The organism is Sulfoacidibacillus thermotolerans, assembly GCF_003144315.1.
Taxonomy (GTDB): Bacteria; Bacillota; Bacilli; order Alicyclobacillales; family SLC66; genus Sulfoacidibacillus; species Sulfoacidibacillus thermotolerans.
Genome location: NZ_MPDK01000002.1, coordinates 162,558 through 181,149, shown reverse-complemented (window position 1 = coordinate 181,149; position 18,592 = coordinate 162,558). Strand labels below are relative to the sequence as shown.

The following is an 18,592-nucleotide window of genomic DNA, read 5'->3' as shown; positions in this document are numbered from 1 at the left end:
CCCTTCTCTCCTGATTTAATCTTTGTTTACTGTGAAATAAATCCCCTCCCATTATAAGTGTGGGAGGGGATTTATTTCACAGTAAATCTCTTTTAGTTGCAGCAATAAGCTTTTTTCCTCATTTACTTTCCTAAGGTAACGTCACGAATCGAACGAATGGTAATCGGTGCCGCTTGTCCCGTTGCAAAAGCGATTGTCACTGTATCACCAGGACGGACGAATGGTACGACGTTTGGATTGATTGAAAGTGACGCGCGGTAAGCTTGGTTTCCGATGAGAAAAAGCCAGTATTCTTTCACTGGTGCTCCATTTGCTCCACTAGAAGATAAAACAGTAGCAACACGTTTTACTATACCGGTCAATACTTTACTTTGCACGGTTTTTGTAGCACTTGTTACACCGCCTGTTGCAAGATAATTTTGCCAAGAGGCTAGCGCATCTTGCATTGTTGGAGAAATGATCGGTTGAACTGTGTTACGCGGATCTACAAGCGCGATTTCTTGCACGATGCCCGATTGATTGATTACAGGAGCTACATATGCGTATCCACCGGAAATATTATAGAGCAGAGGACGCCCCGCGGAAAGTGAACTGTTAAGTGTAGCCCCATTGATTCGTTGTTCGGCAGCGAGATCGTTTTGCATACCAGTAAATGGTGTATAACTGACAGCGTTTGTCTCTGCGTTGACAAGAATTAAACCTGAGAGCGAATTGTCATTGGTACTCGGGGAGGTCATGGGAATTTCCCAGGCGAGGTCGCCATTGCTTAATAGAACGTTATAAGGTGTTGCATGAACAGGTTCGGTTGTTAATTGATGCGTAAATGTCGAAGCAATCAATCCTGCGCGATCCCACCCATAGCGCATCGCTTCATTTTGTGCAAACTCTGGACCCACGACTTGACTTACCCAAGCGGGCTGCTGACCGAGCGCAAAAAAATGCACATGACCCGTTGTCGGATTGGTTAATGCAGAGCCAACAATGACTTTAGTGACGAGACCAGCGAGTCCTGGTGCTGGTTCATATAGGGAAGTTACCCAATAACCTTCTCCAGAAGGATTGAGTTCCCAGTCAGAAGTTCCAATGTAGAGTGTAGGAAAGTGCTGATATAAGACACGCTGCAAGTTATACCCAAATCCAGCTTGAGGCGTGATTGTATACTCGGCATTTTGTACGAGGACTGGTTTTGCACTAGGATTACTGGCTGAAGTATAGACATAACCTGGCGTTGTATGTTTTGTTAGCCAGATCAATCCATTGTTATAATCCAGTGGTGCAGTCCAAATTAACTGTCCGTGGTAGCGAACAAGTGATAGACCTTGATTGGATACATGGTACTGCGGACCGAGTCCGCCGATACTGTTGGAGAGGACAATTGCTGCATTTGTGCGTTCGACAATGGGGACATCATTTGCAGCAACTGGCGGCAGAGAGTTTGTCATGCGCGCTTTGATAAGTTGAACTTGTTCACTGTAGGTAGCGGCGGCACTAATGGCAGTTGCGGTTGCGGCAATTCCTGAACTTATAGCGATGGCAAGTGTACCGATTGCAGTGATTAAGGCGAGGGGTCCTAGGCTAGATAGATTTTTGCGCACGCTTTCAAGTGATCCCCAAAAACCACTTGGTTGACCTACGGGCCGTGGTCCACGTGGGCGTTTCTTGCTTCGATAGATTGCAATCGCGATGGGAAGAACGATAAGCGCAACGCCGTTAAACAAAGCGAAAGCAAGAAGAATGAGTAAGCCTATGGCCAATGGTTTTAGATAACGCGTTCTTCCGATGTGAAAAAGAGAGCGCGCGATGAGCAGGCGTATTCCCATCGTAACACTAAACAACAAAAAGAGGAAAAGAAGATAGAGGAAATTTAGTGTTGGGAAAAAACCGCTAAAATACTCGATCAATCCGAGTACAAACACAAGTGTGGCGAGCCAGGCGTAAGTTTTACGCGCAATGCGAAAAGGACCATAGCCAAGCACGACCGCGAGGACGACACCTAGTGGTCCTAAAAGATATACATACATCTTACTCACCTCTTCTCTTCTTGGTGGCACATCGCAAGGTTTTTCTTGCGCATGACAATGCACTGTTAGTGTAACATCGAGAACTATGAATTTCCAAAATTTCTTCTCCTACTTCTTTTGTTGATAGACCGCACGTGATTCGTTCGATACAATGGTAAAACAAATACGACTTTGCACGCGAGCAAGCGATGAGGTGTCGGAAAAGGAGAACCTGCGAGTGGAGAGACATGAAGTTATTGTAAAAATCGATCGAGTTTCTGTTCTCAGGCAAGGGCGCCCGCTGTTACAGGAGATTCAGTTGCAAACAAAGATCGGTGAACATTGGGCTTTACTAGGAGCTAACGGCGCTGGTAAAACCACTTTGTTGCAAATAGTACTCGGCATGCTTTGGCCCACAGAAGGAGATGTATGGGTCATGGGGCATCATTTAGGTGAGTATGATGTTCGTGAGTTGCGCAAAGACATTGGCTTTGTGAGTAATCGCATAGACAGTTATTTAGAGCAAAATGTACAGGCCGTTGATCTCGTGGCATCTGGTAAATATGCGACCAATGGAAATTATGTGACTCCGACGACTGACGATCTAAAAAAAGCGCAAGACTTGCTGTGTGACCTAGCGGCCCAACAGATCGCAACGCGTCCCTATGCCTTGTTATCACAAGGGGAACGGCAAAAAGTGATGATTGCCAGAGCACTTATGGCTGATCCTAAACTGCTGATTATTGATGAACCATGTACGGGGCTTGATTTTCCATCACGTGAACACGTTCTTTTCGCATTGCAAAACTTAGCGCAGGGAACAATTCCACAACTTTTGTATGTAACTCATTATCCGGAGGAGATTTTTCCTGGGATTTCACATGTTGCAATTTTAAAAGAAGGACGATTACTTGCCGCAGGTCTTAAACAAGACGTGCTTACGCAAAAAATGCTATCCGAAGCTTATGGGTTATCTGTTTCATTACACTGGCAAGATGATCGCCCTGTCGTTCGAGTGAAACATGATTCACTGCAAAGGAGATGAATGGATGATTCGCATCTTCACTGGTAGAGCGGGGGCAGGAAAAACAAAACAAATTCTCGATGAAATCTTACTTGCGTTAGCTGCGGATCGCTTTGGACCGCCCATTTTCCTCCTAGTCCCCGATCAAGTGACTTTTTATATGGAGCGGGAACTGGCAAAACGAGTTCCTGGACAATCGCTGGTGCGAGCTCAAGTGATGAGCTTTCGCCGCTTTAGTTTGCGGGGATTACAGCTGATTGGTCAGTTACCTGCGCAAATGGTCTCAAAAAATGGGAAGTTTCTTCTGATGGCTGCTGCCTACGACGAAGTCTCTGAACAACTTCAAGTCTTTCGGCGAGCAAATCCATCTGCTCAATTTATTGAGCGTTTGCTGCTCACAGTAGAAGAATTTCAAACTGCGAATTTAACTGGAATCCCTTTGGAGCCACAAATTGCGACTCTCAAGGAAGATCGACAATTGCACGAGAAAGTGCATGATTTAGCGATTCTCTTACAGGCTTATGAACGCGCGCTGCAAGATCGCTTTATCGATCCTCTTCATCTTTTGCCGCTGTTTGCTCGAGAATTGCATCGAATAGGGAGCTTAAGGTCAGCACAGATTTATGTGGATGGATTCCTCGGGTTTACTGCACAAGAATTCTCACTTTTAGGTGCACTTTTTGAACATGTGGAAAATATGAGTGTCAGTTTGACGTTGCCATTGGAACGAGCGAATGAATTAGCGCGCACTGGATTTGCACGGGTTGATGAACTCGATTCACCATTTGCACAAGCAGATGACACTTTTTTGCACTTGCGTAAACTGGCAGATCAAAAACAGCGAACCCTTCACATTGTAAATACACAAGGAAATAAATTATGGCGATTTACTGCAAGTCCTCGTTTGAATCACTTAGAAAAAGCGATCTTTACTTTGCCAGAAGAATCGGAAGCTCCTTTTTATACATCTGCAGAGCGCGGGGATTTGGTCATAGCAAAAGCGACAACAAGGAGGGCGGAAGTACTTGGAACAATAAGAGAGATGTTGCGAATACACCGTGAGGAACAGGTGCCATGGCGTGAATTTACATTGATGGTGACGAATCTCGATCTTTATCGTCCCTTGTTACGAGAAGTGTTACAACAAGCGAAAATTCCCTTTTTTATGGATGAGTTGCACTCAATGCGTCACCATCCCGTTGCCCGCTTTATCTTGCACGCCTTATCGATTATAGAGTCCCAACTATCTAGTCAAGCGATCATTGAGTGGTTAAAAACGGATTTGACGCCAATTCCGCGCTTTGCAGTGGATCAATTAGAAAACTTTGTACTTTTAAATGGTATTGAAGGAGAAGAGTGGTTAATCTCGTTTGAGCTTACGAATTATAAAGAATTCAAAAGTGAGATAGAAGCTGTGCGAAGTCGCGTTGCGTCATGGCTCCTCCCTTTTTACCAGGTGTTTCAGTCTACAGATAGTACTGTGCGCCAAATGATTACGGCGCTGTGGAATTTGCTAGAAAGTTGTGATGTCCCGGGGCAGATCTCGGCTCTCATCGAGCGTGAAGAAGCTTCCGACAATACGTTTGATGCACAAGCGCATGAACGTGCACTTGTGCATGCAATTACACTATGTGACGATCTTGTCTATGCGTTTGGCGAGCGCAAGTTGCCAGTTGCACGGGTTCTTGCTCTATTGCGGCAGGCGTTTGGTAGCAGCAGGATCGGTGTCATCCCGATGTTACTCGATCAAATCATCATTACTGAAGTTTCGCGCGTTCGCGCTTATGAAGTGCAGTATGGTTTTCTGATAGGTTGCAATGATGGATTGTTTCCGCGGCGGATTGAGAACGACGAAATGTTTTCTGACGAGGAACGCAAACAGTTAATCACAAAGGGATTTTCTATAAATCCAGAGAGCAGTCGACAACAAGTGTATGAACGTTATCGCGTATATATGGCGATGACACGCGCACAGAAAAAACTGGTGCTCTCCTATGCGCTTGCAGATGAGAACGGGCGTGCGCTTGCTATGGCAACGATTTTACAGCAGATGATCAGCCGATTTGCGCCTGAACAAATGATCGAATACAACTACATTGATCAGCCACAGTGGAATGATGAGGAAGATGTACAATTATGTATGACAGAGGAGTCGATGGCCCAGCATTTGACAACCATTTTGCGCGAAGTTAAAAAAGGTGAACGGCTGACACCTTTATGGCATGGTGTTTTTCAACTTTTTGCTTCGGGAAAATTGAATCAAGAGGTAGTAAAGTCTAAATTACAAGGACTTGCTTATGTGATCGATAGTGAGCCACTTGCTCCAGAAATCGCACAAAAGTTGTTTCATAATGCCGAGGTTTTGTCAGTGTCGCGTTTAGAACAGTTTGCGGCTTGTCCATTTGCGCATTTTGCAAAGTATGGCTTGCGATTAAAGCGACGCGAAGAATTTCAAATTGACGAATTGATTCGCGGACAATTGGTTCACGAGGTACTTCACCAGTTTGTTGTCTGGATAAAAAAAGAAGGTGTTGATTGGGGAAGTTTAGATTCTCATCAGGCGTTTCAAATTTTGAACCAGGTCTTTGCAAGTGTACTTACTGCAGACAATCGTATCGTGTGGAGGCATAATGCGCGTTTTCGCAATCAACTAGAGCAGGTGCGCCAAGCACTTTTGCGTGCCATTGACACACTTACAGAACATGCCCATCGCAGTTCCTTTCAAGTTTACTTGACAGAAGCTGAATTTGAATTTGCGCTACCAGGAGATCTGCCTTTGCGCTTGCGTGGACGTATCGATCGACTAGATACATCTGCTGGTGATAGATATCCTTATTTTCGTATCATTGACTATAAAAGTAGTGAACGTAGTCTGAATCTAGAACAGGTGTATTACGGACTTTCACTACAGCTTATTTTGTATGCAGAAGTTGTCGAACAACAAAGTATAGAGTGGTTTGGCCATCCACATAAGTTTGCAGGGGTATTCTATTATCCAATTCGCGATCTAGTAAAGCAGGTGGATGCGCCAACGCCAATTCGCGAAGTGGAGCGGACAAAGCGCAAGGCGTTACAAATGAAAGGATTAATTTTGCGCGAACCGAAACTTGTGTCTTTGCTTGATCGGAAAAATGCTGTGGCAGATGATCTTTTTCCCGTGCTGCTAAAAAAAGACGGACAATTTAAACGATCGGTGCAAACTGTCGACGACAAGGAGTGGGAGGCGTTAAAACACCACGCAAAGCATCTCGCTGTCTCTTTTATGAATCGGGTTCGTAAAGGCGATACGGCGATCGCCCCCTATCGATATAAGAAAAACACGGCTTGTCAGCACTGTTCATTTCAAGGTATCTGTCAATTTGAAGAAAGTGGTGGTCTTGGATCATATCATCAATTGCCCAAAATCAACGGGAAGGAGATTTTACAAAAACTATGTATCGATAAAAAGAAAGGTTGAGATCACAGTGGGTCACACATTTTCTTTGCGTCAAGAACAGGCGATCACATTGCGGGGGAGATCGCTTTTGGTTTCAGCTGGCGCAGGTTCTGGAAAAACGTCTGTTCTTGTCGAACGTGTGCTGCGCTTGATTATGCATGAAGGTGTTGATATTGATCGCATTTTAATCGTAACTTTTACTGATGCAGCAGCAAATGAAATGAAAGAGCGAATCGCGAAAGCATTGCGGGCTACTTTAGACAAGCGCCAATCAGATCGAAGACTCTTGCGGCAGTTATACCTGCTTGAACGGGCACAAATTTCCACTATGCATAGCTTTTGCTTGGAAGTGATGCGTTTTGGAGCCCTGCAGTTACCGATCGATCCAGGATTTCGGATTGCTGATCAGCAGGAAGTAGCATTACTGCAAGACAGTGTACTAGATCAACTGATGAATGATTGGTTTGCTTCTGCCGATGAGCAATTTCATGCATTTGCTGCACGCTATGCAGGAACAAATGGGGATCAAAATTTGCGCGATATGATCCTACAACTTTATAGTTTTGTACGCAGTCATCCTCGACCTGCAGGATGGTTGGAAGATGCGGTCTTGAAACTAACCCAAAGTGCACAATTACCAATTGCTGAATCAACATATGGACAAGTCTTTTTTTCCTTTTGTAAAGAGCAAATTTTATTGGCGATTGATCTTATTCGAGAGGCCAATGACATTTGTGCGGATGAAGCGTTTGCGCCCTATCGTAAAGCTTTAGAAAGCGACCTAAAGATGTTAGAGAATGCTCTTTCCTATGCTGAAAAAAGGGATTATGACGAACTTCGTGTCTGTCTCGCGCAGCCTTTTGTAAAACTTGGACAGGTAAAAGAAGCTGATGCTCTTTTAAAAAAAAATATTCAAGATCTACGCAGTCGTGTGAAGAAAATCATCGGATTGCTTTTGCACTCAATTTTTGCTCGCAGTGAGCATGAATTGCAAGCGGAGCTCACATTGATAACACCATATGTGCAAATGCTTGTTGATTTAGTCTGGCAATTTCATACGAGCTACGAAGCGGCAAAACGTGATCGCAGTTGTGTTGATTTTGCAGATCTTGAGCACTTTGCTTTCCAACTCCTGGTAGATGAACGTGGTGCAGCCTCCTCATTAGCTCGGCAATTTGCGCAAAAATATGTGCAGGTACTTGTAGATGAATATCAAGATACAAGTCCGATTCAAGATGCAATTCTAGAGCAAATTGCAAATTCTGATCGATCAAATCTGTTTTACGTGGGAGATGTGAAACAGAGTATCTATGGTTTTCGCATGGCAGAACCTGGTTTGTTTCTGAGTAAATATGAGTCCTTTAAGCATGAAGATGGCGGAGTGCGAATTGATTTGCAGGATAATTATCGCAGTCGTACAGACCTAATTGATGCGATTAACTATCTCTTCAGTCAGATTTTTGCGCCGGTGTTAGGAGGGATTTCGTATGATGAAGGGGCACGCATGAATGCGGCTGCAACTTATCCACCTCGCCCACTGCAACAGGGTATGACAGCGGTAGATGTTCATCTTATCGATTCCAATTCTTCGTCATCTGATGAAATGGAATTTCTACAAGAAGGTGAAGATGAGCAGGAGCCAGAGGATGAAGCGAATGCTAGCAATAGAGAAGAGGATTTGCGAGATCAGCATTTGCTCGAACGAGAAGCATGGGTTGCCGGCCAAGAAATTTTACGTCTGTACGAGAGTGAAACGCCAATTTTTGATCCTTCAGAAAATGCATACCGTCCACTTCAGTGGCGAGATATCGCGATTTTATTGCGATCACAAGCTGGGCGCAGCGACATCCTGCTGCGTGTCTTTCGACAACTTGGTATTCCTTGCGATGGAGAATCGAATAGTGGGTTTTATACGAGTTTGGAAATGCGCTTCGTACTCGCCTTGCTGCAAACGATCGATAACCCACGACAAGACATTCCACTCGCGACGGTATTGCGCTCCCCTGTTGGGGGTTTTTCAACTACTGATCTAGGACAAATACGTCTCACCATGGCGCGTGGCGATCTATTTCAAGCACTTTACCAACGAAGTCGCCAAAATGATGAATTAGGATTTCGCGTGCAACAGTTTCTCTTGCATCTCGAACGTCTCCGTACTTATGCAAGCTTGCATAGCGTAGAGGATACCGTTCGGTTTGCGCTAGAGGAAACAGGGTTATCTGATTTTGTGGCTGGGCTGCAAGATGGCGATGTGCGTCAAGCGAACCTCAGGCAATTCATCCGTCAAGCGCGAGCATATGACGACTTAGAAGGTCATGGGTTCTCTGGGTTTGTAAAATATATACAAGAACATGATCGGCGTTCTGGAGATGTCGGGTTAGCAAAAAATGCATCGGAAGTAGCAAATGTCGTACGTATCATGACGATTCATAAAAGTAAAGGGTTGGAGTTTCCCGTTGTTTTCGTAGTAAACATGACCAAGAGCTTTCGGCTTAGTGATCATGGATTACCCATTCGCTTTCAAAAGGACATTGGTTTTGGTATTGATTTTGTGGATCTCGAGCGTAAGGAGAAATGGCGTACCTTGTCATCTCTGGCAGTCGATACATTAGAAAAACGTTACAATCTCGCAGAAGAAGCTCGTATTTTATATGTGGCAGCGACGCGTGCAAAGGAGAAGTTGATTTTTATAGGTGCGCTTAAAAACCTTTCTGCACATTGGGACAAGTGGCGCGCGACAGCACGCTTTGAAACAAGTCGACAAGGTCCTTTGCGCGAATCCCTTTTGCTAAGTGCAAAACATTATTTTGATTGGATCGGTCCAGCAATCTATCGCTTTTCGCAAGCGGGTTCCCCACTCTTTACTGTAAAACTATGGGGAGAGGATTTTGGCCAAACAATCGCGGGCAAAGAGGAAGAGCAGTGTGTACAACGCGATTGGCAGGCTATTTCGTCCCTGGAGCCAGGAGCTTTTGACGCAGATGCGATCGACGTTGCTAAGTCAACGATGTGGCAAGAACATGTATTGGCTCATCTTTGGCGACCTATTGACCAAGGAAATCCGCTTGCTGCAAAAATGAGCGTGACAGAGTGGAAAAACAACTGGATGGATCATTCTGAAGAAACTGAGACAAGTATTTCTTGGCAGCGTTTAAAGCGCAATGTACAGTTTTCGCGACCACGCTTTTTGCAACAAGACATGCCACTTACTGCAGCGGAAAAGGGGAGCTTGTTTCATTTAGCGATGCAACATCTTCCTTTGATTGAGCAACTTGTAGAGGAGGCAGGAGTTGTTACAGAATTGCAACGATTAGTACGGCAAGGATATCTCCCTGAAAATTCCTTGCAATATTTGCAACCTGAACTGATTGCAGCGTATTTTCAATCTTCGCTTGGCCAACTGATGATCGCAAATTCAGACAAAGTATGGAGAGAAGTCCCCTTTACTTTAGCTGTAGCGGCGGAGCACTTGATTGATCAACAACCGCAACTTTTTTCAGGGCGTGGTGAACAAGTAATTATCCAAGGAACTGTCGATTGCCTGATTGCTCTTGACGAACGTATGATCTTAGTGGATTATAAAACGGATCAATTATCGATAAGAGATGAATCTGCGCTTGTAAAAGAGTATGCACTGCAACTCGCACTATATAAAAAGGCGATGGAAGGCGCTTTTATGCGGTCGATAAGCACATCCTACTTGTATTTTGTAAATAGTAGAAAGGCAGTTGCTGTAGAGAGATTACTGACTTTATGAAAAATGAGCATGAGACAGGAGAGATCAGCGTGAATATGGTTGCAAAAGAGCATGCGCGATCCGCAAAAAAACCGATTCAGGAACGGATGCAAGAGAAAATTTTAATTTTAGACGGCGCAATGGGAACGATGATTCAACAACAAAATCTAGGTGCTGAAGATTTTGGTGGCGAATTGTATGAAGGTTGTAATGAGATGTTAAATCTCACTCGCCCAGATTTGATTCAAGAGATACATGAAGCGTATTTGGCAGCTGGAGCAGACATCATTGAAACCAATACGTTTGGGGCGACACCCGTGGTCTTAGCGGAATACGGACTAGCGGATCAAACGCATGAAATCAATTTTCGGGCTGCGCAAATTGCTCGCGCTGCGGTGGACAAGTATACAACAGACAATTGGCCGCGTTATGTAGCAGGATCCTTGGGACCTACCACAAAAACCTTATCTGTTACAGGTGGAGCGACATTTGAACAATTGCAAGAGGCCTATTACCAACAGGCACGCGCTTTACTTATGGGTGGGGTGGATGTTTTATTGCTTGAAACTGCTCAAGATACCCTGAATGTCAAAGCGGCAAGCATCGGGATTTTTCAAGCATTTGATGAGCTTGGCAAACGGGTTCCCTTGATGGTGTCTGGAACGATTGAACCCATGGGTACTACACTTGCAGGACAGAATATCGAAGCTTTCTATATTTCACTGCAACATCTTGAACCGCTCTCAGTGGGCTTGAACTGTGCGACGGGTCCCGAGTTTATGCGGGATCATTTACGCACACTTTCCTCGCTGGCACAGTCTGCGATTAGTTGTTATCCTAATGCGGGATTACCTGATGAAGATGGACATTATCACGAATCGCCGGCTAGCCTTGCAGCCAAAATGGCTGGATTTGCACAGCAGGGTTGGTTGAATGTGGCGGGTGGTTGCTGTGGTACAACCCCAGAACACATTCGCGCATTAGCTTCTGCATTACAAGACTATTCACCACGTGTGGCTACTGCTTCGCGCGTACCAGCCATTTCGGGGATCGATCCTGTCTATATCGAGGAGGATAATCGACCGATACTAGTTGGCGAGCGAACAAATGTGATTGGTTCCAAAAAGTTTCGGCGTTTAATAGCGAATGAGCAATATGAGGAAGCTTCTGAAATTGCACGACTTCAAGTCAAGGGTGGGGCACAGGTGGTAGACGTGTGTCTTGCCGATCCTGATCGAGATGAAATGCGTGACATGGAGCGCTTTTTACAGTTTGCAGCAAAGAAAGTAAAAGCTCCGTTTATGTTTGATTCAACTGATGCAAAAGTCCTGGAACTAGCACTTAAATTCAGTCAAGGAAAAGCAATTATTAATTCAATCAACCTTGAAGATGGTGAAAAGCGCTTTCGCGAAGTGGTTCCTTTGATCAAAGAATATGGTGCGGCAGTTGTGGTTGGCACGATTGATGAACAGGGGATGGCGGTCACACGTGAACGCAAATTGGAGGTTGCGCGCAGATCGTATGATTTATTAGTGAATCACTATGGTCTGCATCCGACAGACATTATTTTTGACCCACTTGTCTTTCCTGTAGCAACGGGGGATGCTAATTATCTTGGATCAGCACTTGAGACAATCGAAGGTATCCGCTTAATAAAAGAAGCGCTGCCTCATGTGCAGACGATTCTTGGCGTGAGCAATGTTTCTTTTGGATTGCCACAGTCAGGGAGAGAAGTGTTGAATGCTGTGTTTTTGTATCACTGTACAAAGGCAGGCTTAGATTACGCGATTGTAAATACAGAAAAACTTGAGCGCTACGCATCGATTCCAGAGCAGGAACGTAAACTTGCCGAGGATTTATTATTTGCGACCAATGATGAAACGGTGGCTACGTTTACTGCTTTTTATCGTACAAAAAAGGAAGAAATAAAAATTTCCACAAATTTGCTATCGCTAGAGGAACGTCTTGCCCGCTATGTAGTAGAGGGGACAAAAGAAGGATTGCTCGAAGATTTACAAACTGCATTGCAAACTTATGCACCTCTTGAGATCATCAATGGACCTTTGATGACAGGAATGGAGGAAGTGGGAAGGTTATTTAATGCGAATGAGTTGATCGTTGCTGAGGTTTTACAAAGTGCGGAGGTCATGAAAGCCGCAGTAGCATTTCTTGAGCCACATATGGAAAAAACAGAGACCGCAGTGAAAGGGAAGATCATCTTAGCGACAGTGAAAGGTGATGTTCACGATATAGGGAAGAATCTGGTGGACATCATTCTGACGAACAATGGCTATCAAGTGGTGAATTTAGGCATTAAGGTGCCGTCTGAGCAGTTGATCGCAGCGTACCAAACAGAAAAACCCGATGTGATTGGCTTGTCTGGATTACTTGTAAAGTCGGCGCAACAAATGATCTTGACGGCGCAGGACTTAAAAAATGCAGGTATTGATGTCCCCCTACTCGTAGGTGGTGCCGCACTTACGAAGAAGTTTGCGCAAACGCGTATTGCACCGGAGTACGATGGGGTTGTCCTCTATGCAAAAGATGCGATGGAGGGACTTGAACTGGCAAATCGTCTTAGCAACCCAGAAGCGCGCATGAAAATGATCGAGGATTTGCGCGCGCTCCTGCACTCGGATGTGATGCAGTCCGCACCAAAGCCAAAGGCTGCGCAAGAGTTACAAAAGCGTCAAGTCACGATTCATCAGGCGCCAGTATTTACTCCTCCTGACCTATTGCGTCATGTCTTGCGGGATTATCCGTTGTCGTTTATTGCACCTTATCTTAATTGGCAGATGTTGCTAGGCAAACACTTAGGGCTACGAGGAAATGTTGAAAAGGAACTAGCAAATGGCAATGATAAGGCGATCATGTTAAAACAATTGATCGATGATTTACTACAAGATGCTCTTGTCACAGGAAATATCCGTGCGCACGCGGTCTATCAATTTTATCCTGCAAAAGCAGATGGCAATCAAATATTGATTTACGATCCATACGATTTTTCGAGAGTGCTTGAAACATTTGATTTTCCACGTCAATCGGGAGACGCAAATCTTTGTCTAGCAGATTTTGTACGCCCAGTGACTAGTGATGAAATGGATTATGTCGCATTTTTTGTGGTGACGACAGGAATGGGGATTCGCGCACAAGCAGAACGCTTAAAAGAGCAGGGGGATTACTTGCGTTCGCATGCGTTGCAAGCACTTGCACTCGAATTGGCAGAAGCTTTTGCAGAGCGACTGCACCATATTTTACGCGATAACTGGGGATTTCCAGATGCGCCAGAACTAACGATGCGAGAGCGTTTTATTGCTCGTTATCAAGGCATTCGCGTGTCGTTCGGTTATCCTGCCTGTCCTAACTTAGAGGATCAAGAAAAGTTGTTTCAACTCTTGCGACCAAGTGAAATCGGCGTTGATTTAACGGAAGGCTATATGATGGATCCAGAAGCAACTGTTTCTGCACTGGTCTTTAGTCATCCTGAAGCGCGTTACTTTAACGCAGACGCCTAACACAAGTGATAAAAGTTGGTTGCGAGCAATTCATAACCGAAAACCTCGCAACCAGTATAGGTCATTGTTTCTCAGGGGGAATTTGTTCCTGTTGCTTTTGGGGAAGTGGAGGTAAAGGACCGAGATACTGATAAAAATGACATTCAATTCGCCCGTTATACAGCTTGCGGTTTTTATCGGAGCGTTTCCCGTACAATCGCTCAAATAATGGGTGCGAAGTGAGGATAAATGCTGACCAAGTCTCATGCTTTCGCATGATTTCACCAAGTTCGCGATAGAGTAATCGCACTTCGCGATCTTCTCCCATGCGCTCTCCGTAAGGAGGATTGCTCACAAGACAGCCGTAAGGCTCATTCCAGTCAAACCGCTTAAGAGGTTGTTGCGCGATATGTAAGTATTCAGCAACTCCGGCTAACTGAGCGTGTTGTGTAGTGAGTGCAACGGCTTGCGCATCGATGTCACTCGCTAAAATCTGCAGTTTGGGAGCATTTGCTTTGATCTCTTCTGCTTCTGACCGCAGTTGGCGAATTGCTTTCGCAGACAACCAACCAAAAGATTCCATACTAAACGAGCGCAGTAACCCGGGTGCAATTCCTGCACCAATCCATGCGGCCTCGATGGCAATTGTACCAGACCCGCACATTGGATCAGCAAATGGTCGATGCGAGCGCCATCTGCTTAAAAGCACGAGTGCAGCAGCAAGGGTTTCTTTAATCGGCGCTGGTCCGGTTTGTACGCGATAACCGCGTTTGTGTAGACCAGGCCCGCTCGTATCGATTGCAAGAGTTACTTGATCTTTTAAGAGTGACACTTCAATTGCATACGTTGGTCCTGTCTCCTCAAGCCATGAATCGTGATAGGTTTGCGAAAGTTTTGTCGCAATCGCTTTTTTGACGATCGATTGGCAAGCAGGAACACTGGACAACTGTGATTTTACAGAACGACCCTCAACGGGGAAATGCGCGTTACGAGGCAACCAATCCGCCCAGGGCAGCGCTTTTACGCCTTCAAAGAGTTCATCAAATGTCCGCGCTTCAAATTGTCCGACTACCCATAAGACGCGATCTGCCGTGCGCAACCATAAATTGCTACGCAAAGCGCCTAGTGCGTCCGCAGAAAAAAACACTCTCCCGTTTTCAACGGAGCGCTCGTGGAACCCAAGTTCTTCTAATTCGCGCGCGACAACAGCTTCAAGTCCAAACGGTGCTGTAGCTAGAAACGTTTCATTCATCTATAATCCGTCCTCATGTTTGTAGAGTCGAGTCTGATTGTAGCATAATGGGGACAAAAAACCGATCCTGCATGATATGATGTAGTCAAGGTTTTTACAGGAGGAATGAACGGCATGTCAGATGATGTAATCGGCCGTTGGTCCACGCCTGTCGCGAATCTCGTAGAGCGCGGGGCAGTGCGTAAGTTTGCGGACGCAATCGGTGATTTTAATCCATTATATCGCGATGATCAGGCGGCAAAGCAGTCACGGTATGGGCGAATGATCGCACCGCCGACTTTTTCAAGGACGTTTGACTATGGTACGATTGAAGGATTTGAACTTCAAAAGGATGGTTTGATTCACGGGGAACAGGCTTTTCATTTTGAGCGTCCGATCTATGTGGGAGAAGAAGTGCTTTGCAGCATGCGCGTGGCAGATACATACACCCGTAACGGGGGATCGGGTAGAATGACTTTTTATCTCCTTGAACAAAAGGGTGAGTCTAAACAAGGGGAGCTTATTTTTACTGCGAAGATGAATGTCATCTGGAGAGAAGGGGGAGCGTTATGAAACGGCAGATCACAGTTGGTCAAGAACTTCCTCCCCTAATCAAAGGGCCAATTTCACACGTGGATCTAGTAAAATATGCAGGAGCTTCCGGGGATTTTAATCCCATTCACACAGTCGAGTCATTTGCGAAAGAGGTTGGACTTGGCGGGGTGATTGCTCATGGCATGCTTACGATGGCCTATGTTGGGCAATTGTTGACGGACTTTGCAGGTAACGAAGCTGATCTTCTAGATTTTAGTGTACGCTTTCGCGCAATGGTAAGGCCTGGCGACACCATCACTTGTCTTGGGACGATTACCAAAGTCGAGCCTGTAGCAAGCGGACTGCTCGCATCTATTCAAGTTAGTGCGCAAACGCAAAATGGTGAAGTGGCTGTAAAGGGATCGGCGGTCTTGCGTTTTGACCAAGGGGAGGTTGATGTAAAGTGACGGTTTTAAATCGCGTAGCAGTTGTAACAGGAGCAGGAAAAGGGATTGGGGCAGAAACAGCGAAGCAGTTTGCGCAAAATGGTGCAAAAGTGGTCGTGTGTGATCTTACACGGGAATTTACAGAACAAACGGTGCGCGAGATTCGGGAAGCAGGTGGAGAAGCGATCGGAGTCGGTGCTGACGTGCAAAAGGGCGATCAAGTAGAAGCGCTCTTTGCCGCAGCAATCGAGGAATTCGGACGTGTTGACATCCTTGTCAACAACGCGGGCATTATTCGCGATAACTTGGTTTATAAAATGACAGAAGAAGATTTTGACGCCGTGCTAGGTGTGCATTTAAAAGGCACCTTTCTTTGTTCGCAAGCGGCACAAAAATGGATGGTTCCACAAAAATATGGACGCATTATTAATTTTTCTTCTACATCGGCGCTGGGTAATCGCGGTCAGGTAAATTATGCAGCAGCAAAAGCGGGAATTCAAGGAATGACAAAGACACTCGCAATTGAACTTGGACGCTATGGCATCACGTGTAATGCGGTAGCTCCCGGATTTATCGAAACAGATATGACAAAGGCTACAGCAGCGCGCATGGGTCTTGCTTATGAAGAACTAAAAGCTGCGGCTGCAAAGGAAACTGCCGTCCTTCGTGTAGGGGTTCCTGCAGATGTGGCAAATGCAGTTTTGTTTTTTGCGGCGGATGAATCATCATTTATCACAGGTCAGGTTTTATATGTAAGGGGCGGGGTGTAATGCAGCGCGCTTTACTTGTGATTGATATGACCTATGATTTTATTGCTGATGACGGAGCACTTCCATGCGGGGAAGCTGGACAGAAGATAGTGAATCCGATCCTGCAGGCCGTACAGACCGCTCATCAAAATGGAGATTTTGTCATCTTTGCGTGTGATGCGCACGCGATAGATGACAAAGAATTTCAATTGTGGCCTGTTCACTGTGTGGCGGGCACAAAAGGTGCACAATTGATTGAGCCGCTCAACCAATTTTATGCGACCTACGAGAGTGATCAAGTGCGATATCTGCCAAAAACGAAATACGATGCGTTTTTTGAGACGCCCCTTGCAATGTGGCTACAGGAAAAGGGAGTTCAAGAGGTACTTGTTTGCGGAGTCTGCACTTCGATTTGCTGTTATGCGACCGCTTTAGGTGCGTATTATCGTGGCTATCAAGTGGTGATTGACCCTGCTTTGATGGCTGATTTAACGCCAGAGGCACATGAATTTGCTGTTTTACAGATGGAAAATGTGCTAAAGGCACAGCGATTGTCTAACTGAAAGGAGTTTTGGATTTCATGATTCGTTTGGTTGAATGGACACAATCTTTTGTGGCCCCGGAAGAAATAGAATTACAACAACCGTTTGTTGAAACGGCGCATCGTTTGCTTGAACAGCGATCAGGTGCCGGGCATGAGTTTCTTGGGTGGATGGATTTGCCGAGCTCATTTGATCCAATTGAGTTGCAGCGCATCAAAGAAGCTGGGCAAAATATCGCAAAACAAGCGAATTTACTCGTTGTGATTGGAATTGGCGGTTCTTATCTAGGTGCGCGTGCAGCATTGCACATGCTGCAACATTCGTTTCATGATTTGTTACCACGCGAACAACGCCCTTTGCAAGTGGTCTTTGCAGGTCATCAGATGAGCGCAACGTATTTAGCTGAGTTGCTTGAACTTCTTGATCATTATGAAGTGGCAGTCAACGTCATTTCAAAATCTGGGACGACCACTGAACCTGCTCTTGCATTTCGAACTCTCAAGCAATATATGGAACAACGTTATGGAATACAAGGAGCAGCGCAAAGAATCTATGCAACAACAGATGCAAAACGTGGAGCCCTGCGTAAATTAGCGAATGAAGCGGGATATGAAACTTTTGTTATTCCTGATGATGTTGGAGGACGTTTTTCTGTGCTTACTCCTGTTGGGTTATTGCCGCTTGCCGCAGCAGGCATTGATGTAGATGCACTTTTACAAGGAGCGAAACGGGCGCAAAGTGAACTTCGCGAATCTGATGTACGTAAAAATCCAGCCTATACTTATGCCGCCTTACGTCAAATTTTGCGGGCAAAAGGCAAAGCGATCGAACTTTTTGTAACGTACGAGCCAGCACTACATTATGTTGGTGAATGGTGGAAACAACTATTTGGAGAAAGTGAAGGGAAAGATGGAAAAGGTCTTTATCCGGCGAGTGCTGATTTTTCAACAGATCTCCATTCGCTTGGGCAATTTGTGCAAGATGGCGCTCGCACGTTATTTGAAACGGTGATCAAAGTAAAGAATCCTCGCAGATCACTACAGATTGAAGAGGTAGCAGATGATCTTGATGGGCTCAATTATCTTGCGGGTCGACCCTTGCAACAAGTAAATGATACAGCGCTTGAAGCAACAATGCTCGCGCATCAAACTGGCGGTGTACCAACGATTTTATTAGAATTAGACGATATGAGTGCAGCCTCACTTGGGTATTTGTTTTACTTCTTTGAAAAAGCAGTTGCAGTTAGCGCCTATTTACAGGGTGTCAATCCGTTTGATCAACCTGGTGTGGAAATGTATAAATCTAACATGTTTGCATTGCTTGGCAAACCTGGGTATGAAAATCAACGTGAGCGCTTAGCAACAATGGCAAAAGTACGTGAGTCATGATCTCCATCACAC

The 18,592-nt window shown here is 45.3% G+C and carries 11 protein-coding genes; 9 read left to right on the top strand and 2 right to left on the bottom strand.

Annotated elements, in window-relative coordinates; translation table 11 throughout:
* Positions 1 to 122: 122 nt before the first annotated feature.
* Positions 123 to 2,021, bottom strand: a complete 1,899-nt coding sequence (locus BM613_RS01285) for a hypothetical protein (protein ID WP_109429347.1) — start codon at positions 2,019 to 2,021, stop codon at positions 123 to 125.
* A gap of 217 nt (positions 2,022 to 2,238) precedes the next feature.
* On the opposite strand from BM613_RS01285, the gene BM613_RS01280 reads away from it, so the two are divergent.
* Genes BM613_RS01280 through metH form a run of 4 tightly spaced genes read left to right on the top strand, consistent with a single transcriptional unit; the run spans position 2,239 to position 13,711 of the window.
* Positions 2,239 to 3,045 (top strand): ABC transporter ATP-binding protein, encoded by an 807-nt coding sequence (locus tag BM613_RS01280; protein WP_245926190.1) that lies wholly within the window; start codon positions 2,239 to 2,241, stop codon positions 3,043 to 3,045.
* A gap of 4 nt (positions 3,046 to 3,049) precedes the next feature.
* Positions 3,050 to 6,481 (top strand): PD-(D/E)XK nuclease family protein, encoded by a 3,432-nt coding sequence (locus BM613_RS01275; protein ID WP_181362811.1) that lies wholly within the window; start codon positions 3,050 to 3,052, stop codon positions 6,479 to 6,481.
* 7 nt (positions 6,482 to 6,488) lie between these two features.
* Positions 6,489 to 10,217, top strand: coding sequence for a helicase-exonuclease AddAB subunit AddA (addA, locus tag BM613_RS01270; protein ID WP_181362810.1), 3,729 nt, complete (start codon positions 6,489 to 6,491; stop codon positions 10,215 to 10,217).
* 35 nt (positions 10,218 to 10,252) lie between these two features.
* Positions 10,253 to 13,711 carry a methionine synthase gene (gene metH / locus BM613_RS01265; RefSeq protein ID WP_109429594.1) on the top strand — a complete coding sequence of 1,153 codons (3,459 nt, stop codon included), beginning with the start codon at positions 10,253 to 10,255 and terminating at the stop codon, positions 13,709 to 13,711.
* A 61-nt stretch (positions 13,712 to 13,772) separates the two neighbouring features.
* Here metH and BM613_RS01260 read toward each other — a convergent pair whose 3' ends face one another.
* Complete coding sequence (locus tag BM613_RS01260) at positions 13,773 to 14,942, bottom strand: THUMP domain-containing class I SAM-dependent RNA methyltransferase (protein WP_109429343.1); 1,170 nt, start codon at positions 14,940 to 14,942, stop codon at positions 13,773 to 13,775.
* A 114-nt stretch (positions 14,943 to 15,056) separates the two neighbouring features.
* On the opposite strand from BM613_RS01260, the gene BM613_RS01255 reads away from it, so the two are divergent.
* Genes BM613_RS01255 through BM613_RS01235 form a run of 5 tightly spaced genes read left to right on the top strand, consistent with a single transcriptional unit; the run spans position 15,057 to position 18,580 of the window.
* Complete coding sequence (locus tag BM613_RS01255; protein WP_109429342.1) at positions 15,057 to 15,494, top strand: MaoC family dehydratase N-terminal domain-containing protein; 438 nt, start codon at positions 15,057 to 15,059, stop codon at positions 15,492 to 15,494.
* Positions 15,491 to 15,922 carry a MaoC/PaaZ C-terminal domain-containing protein gene (locus tag BM613_RS01250; protein WP_109429341.1) on the top strand — a complete coding sequence of 144 codons (432 nt, stop codon included), beginning with the start codon at positions 15,491 to 15,493 and terminating at the stop codon, positions 15,920 to 15,922. Before BM613_RS01255 ends, BM613_RS01250 begins: the two co-directional genes overlap by 4 nt.
* Positions 15,919 to 16,671, top strand: a complete 753-nt coding sequence (fabG, locus tag BM613_RS01245; RefSeq protein WP_109429340.1) for a 3-oxoacyl-ACP reductase FabG — start codon at positions 15,919 to 15,921, stop codon at positions 16,669 to 16,671. Before BM613_RS01250 ends, fabG begins: the two co-directional genes overlap by 4 nt.
* Positions 16,671 to 17,213, top strand: a complete 543-nt coding sequence (locus BM613_RS01240) for a cysteine hydrolase family protein (protein WP_109429339.1) — start codon at positions 16,671 to 16,673, stop codon at positions 17,211 to 17,213. The genes fabG and BM613_RS01240 overlap by 1 nt, the downstream gene beginning before the upstream one ends.
* 17 nt (positions 17,214 to 17,230) lie before the next feature.
* A complete protein-coding gene (locus BM613_RS01235) occupies positions 17,231 to 18,580 on the top strand; it encodes a glucose-6-phosphate isomerase (protein WP_109429338.1) in 1,350 nt (449 codons plus the stop codon).
* Positions 18,581 to 18,592 lie beyond the last annotated feature (12 nt).

Coding starts and splice junctions, on each gene's coding strand:
- BM613_RS01260 (WP_109429343.1), bottom strand. CDS start 14,942: ATGAATGAAACGTTTCTAGCTACAGCACCGTTTGGACTTGAAGCTGTT.
- BM613_RS01255 (WP_109429342.1), top strand. CDS start 15,057: ATGTCAGATGATGTAATCGGCCGTTGGTCCACGCCTGTCGCGAATCTC.
- BM613_RS01235 (WP_109429338.1), top strand. CDS start 17,231: ATGATTCGTTTGGTTGAATGGACACAATCTTTTGTGGCCCCGGAAGAA.
- BM613_RS01275 (WP_181362811.1), top strand. CDS start 3,050: ATGATTCGCATCTTCACTGGTAGAGCGGGGGCAGGAAAAACAAAACAA.
- BM613_RS01240 (WP_109429339.1), top strand. CDS start 16,671: ATGCAGCGCGCTTTACTTGTGATTGATATGACCTATGATTTTATTGCT.
- metH (WP_109429594.1), top strand. CDS start 10,253: ATGGTTGCAAAAGAGCATGCGCGATCCGCAAAAAAACCGATTCAGGAA.
- BM613_RS01250 (WP_109429341.1), top strand. CDS start 15,491: ATGAAACGGCAGATCACAGTTGGTCAAGAACTTCCTCCCCTAATCAAA.
- BM613_RS01285 (WP_109429347.1), bottom strand. CDS start 2,021: ATGTATGTATATCTTTTAGGACCACTAGGTGTCGTCCTCGCGGTCGTG.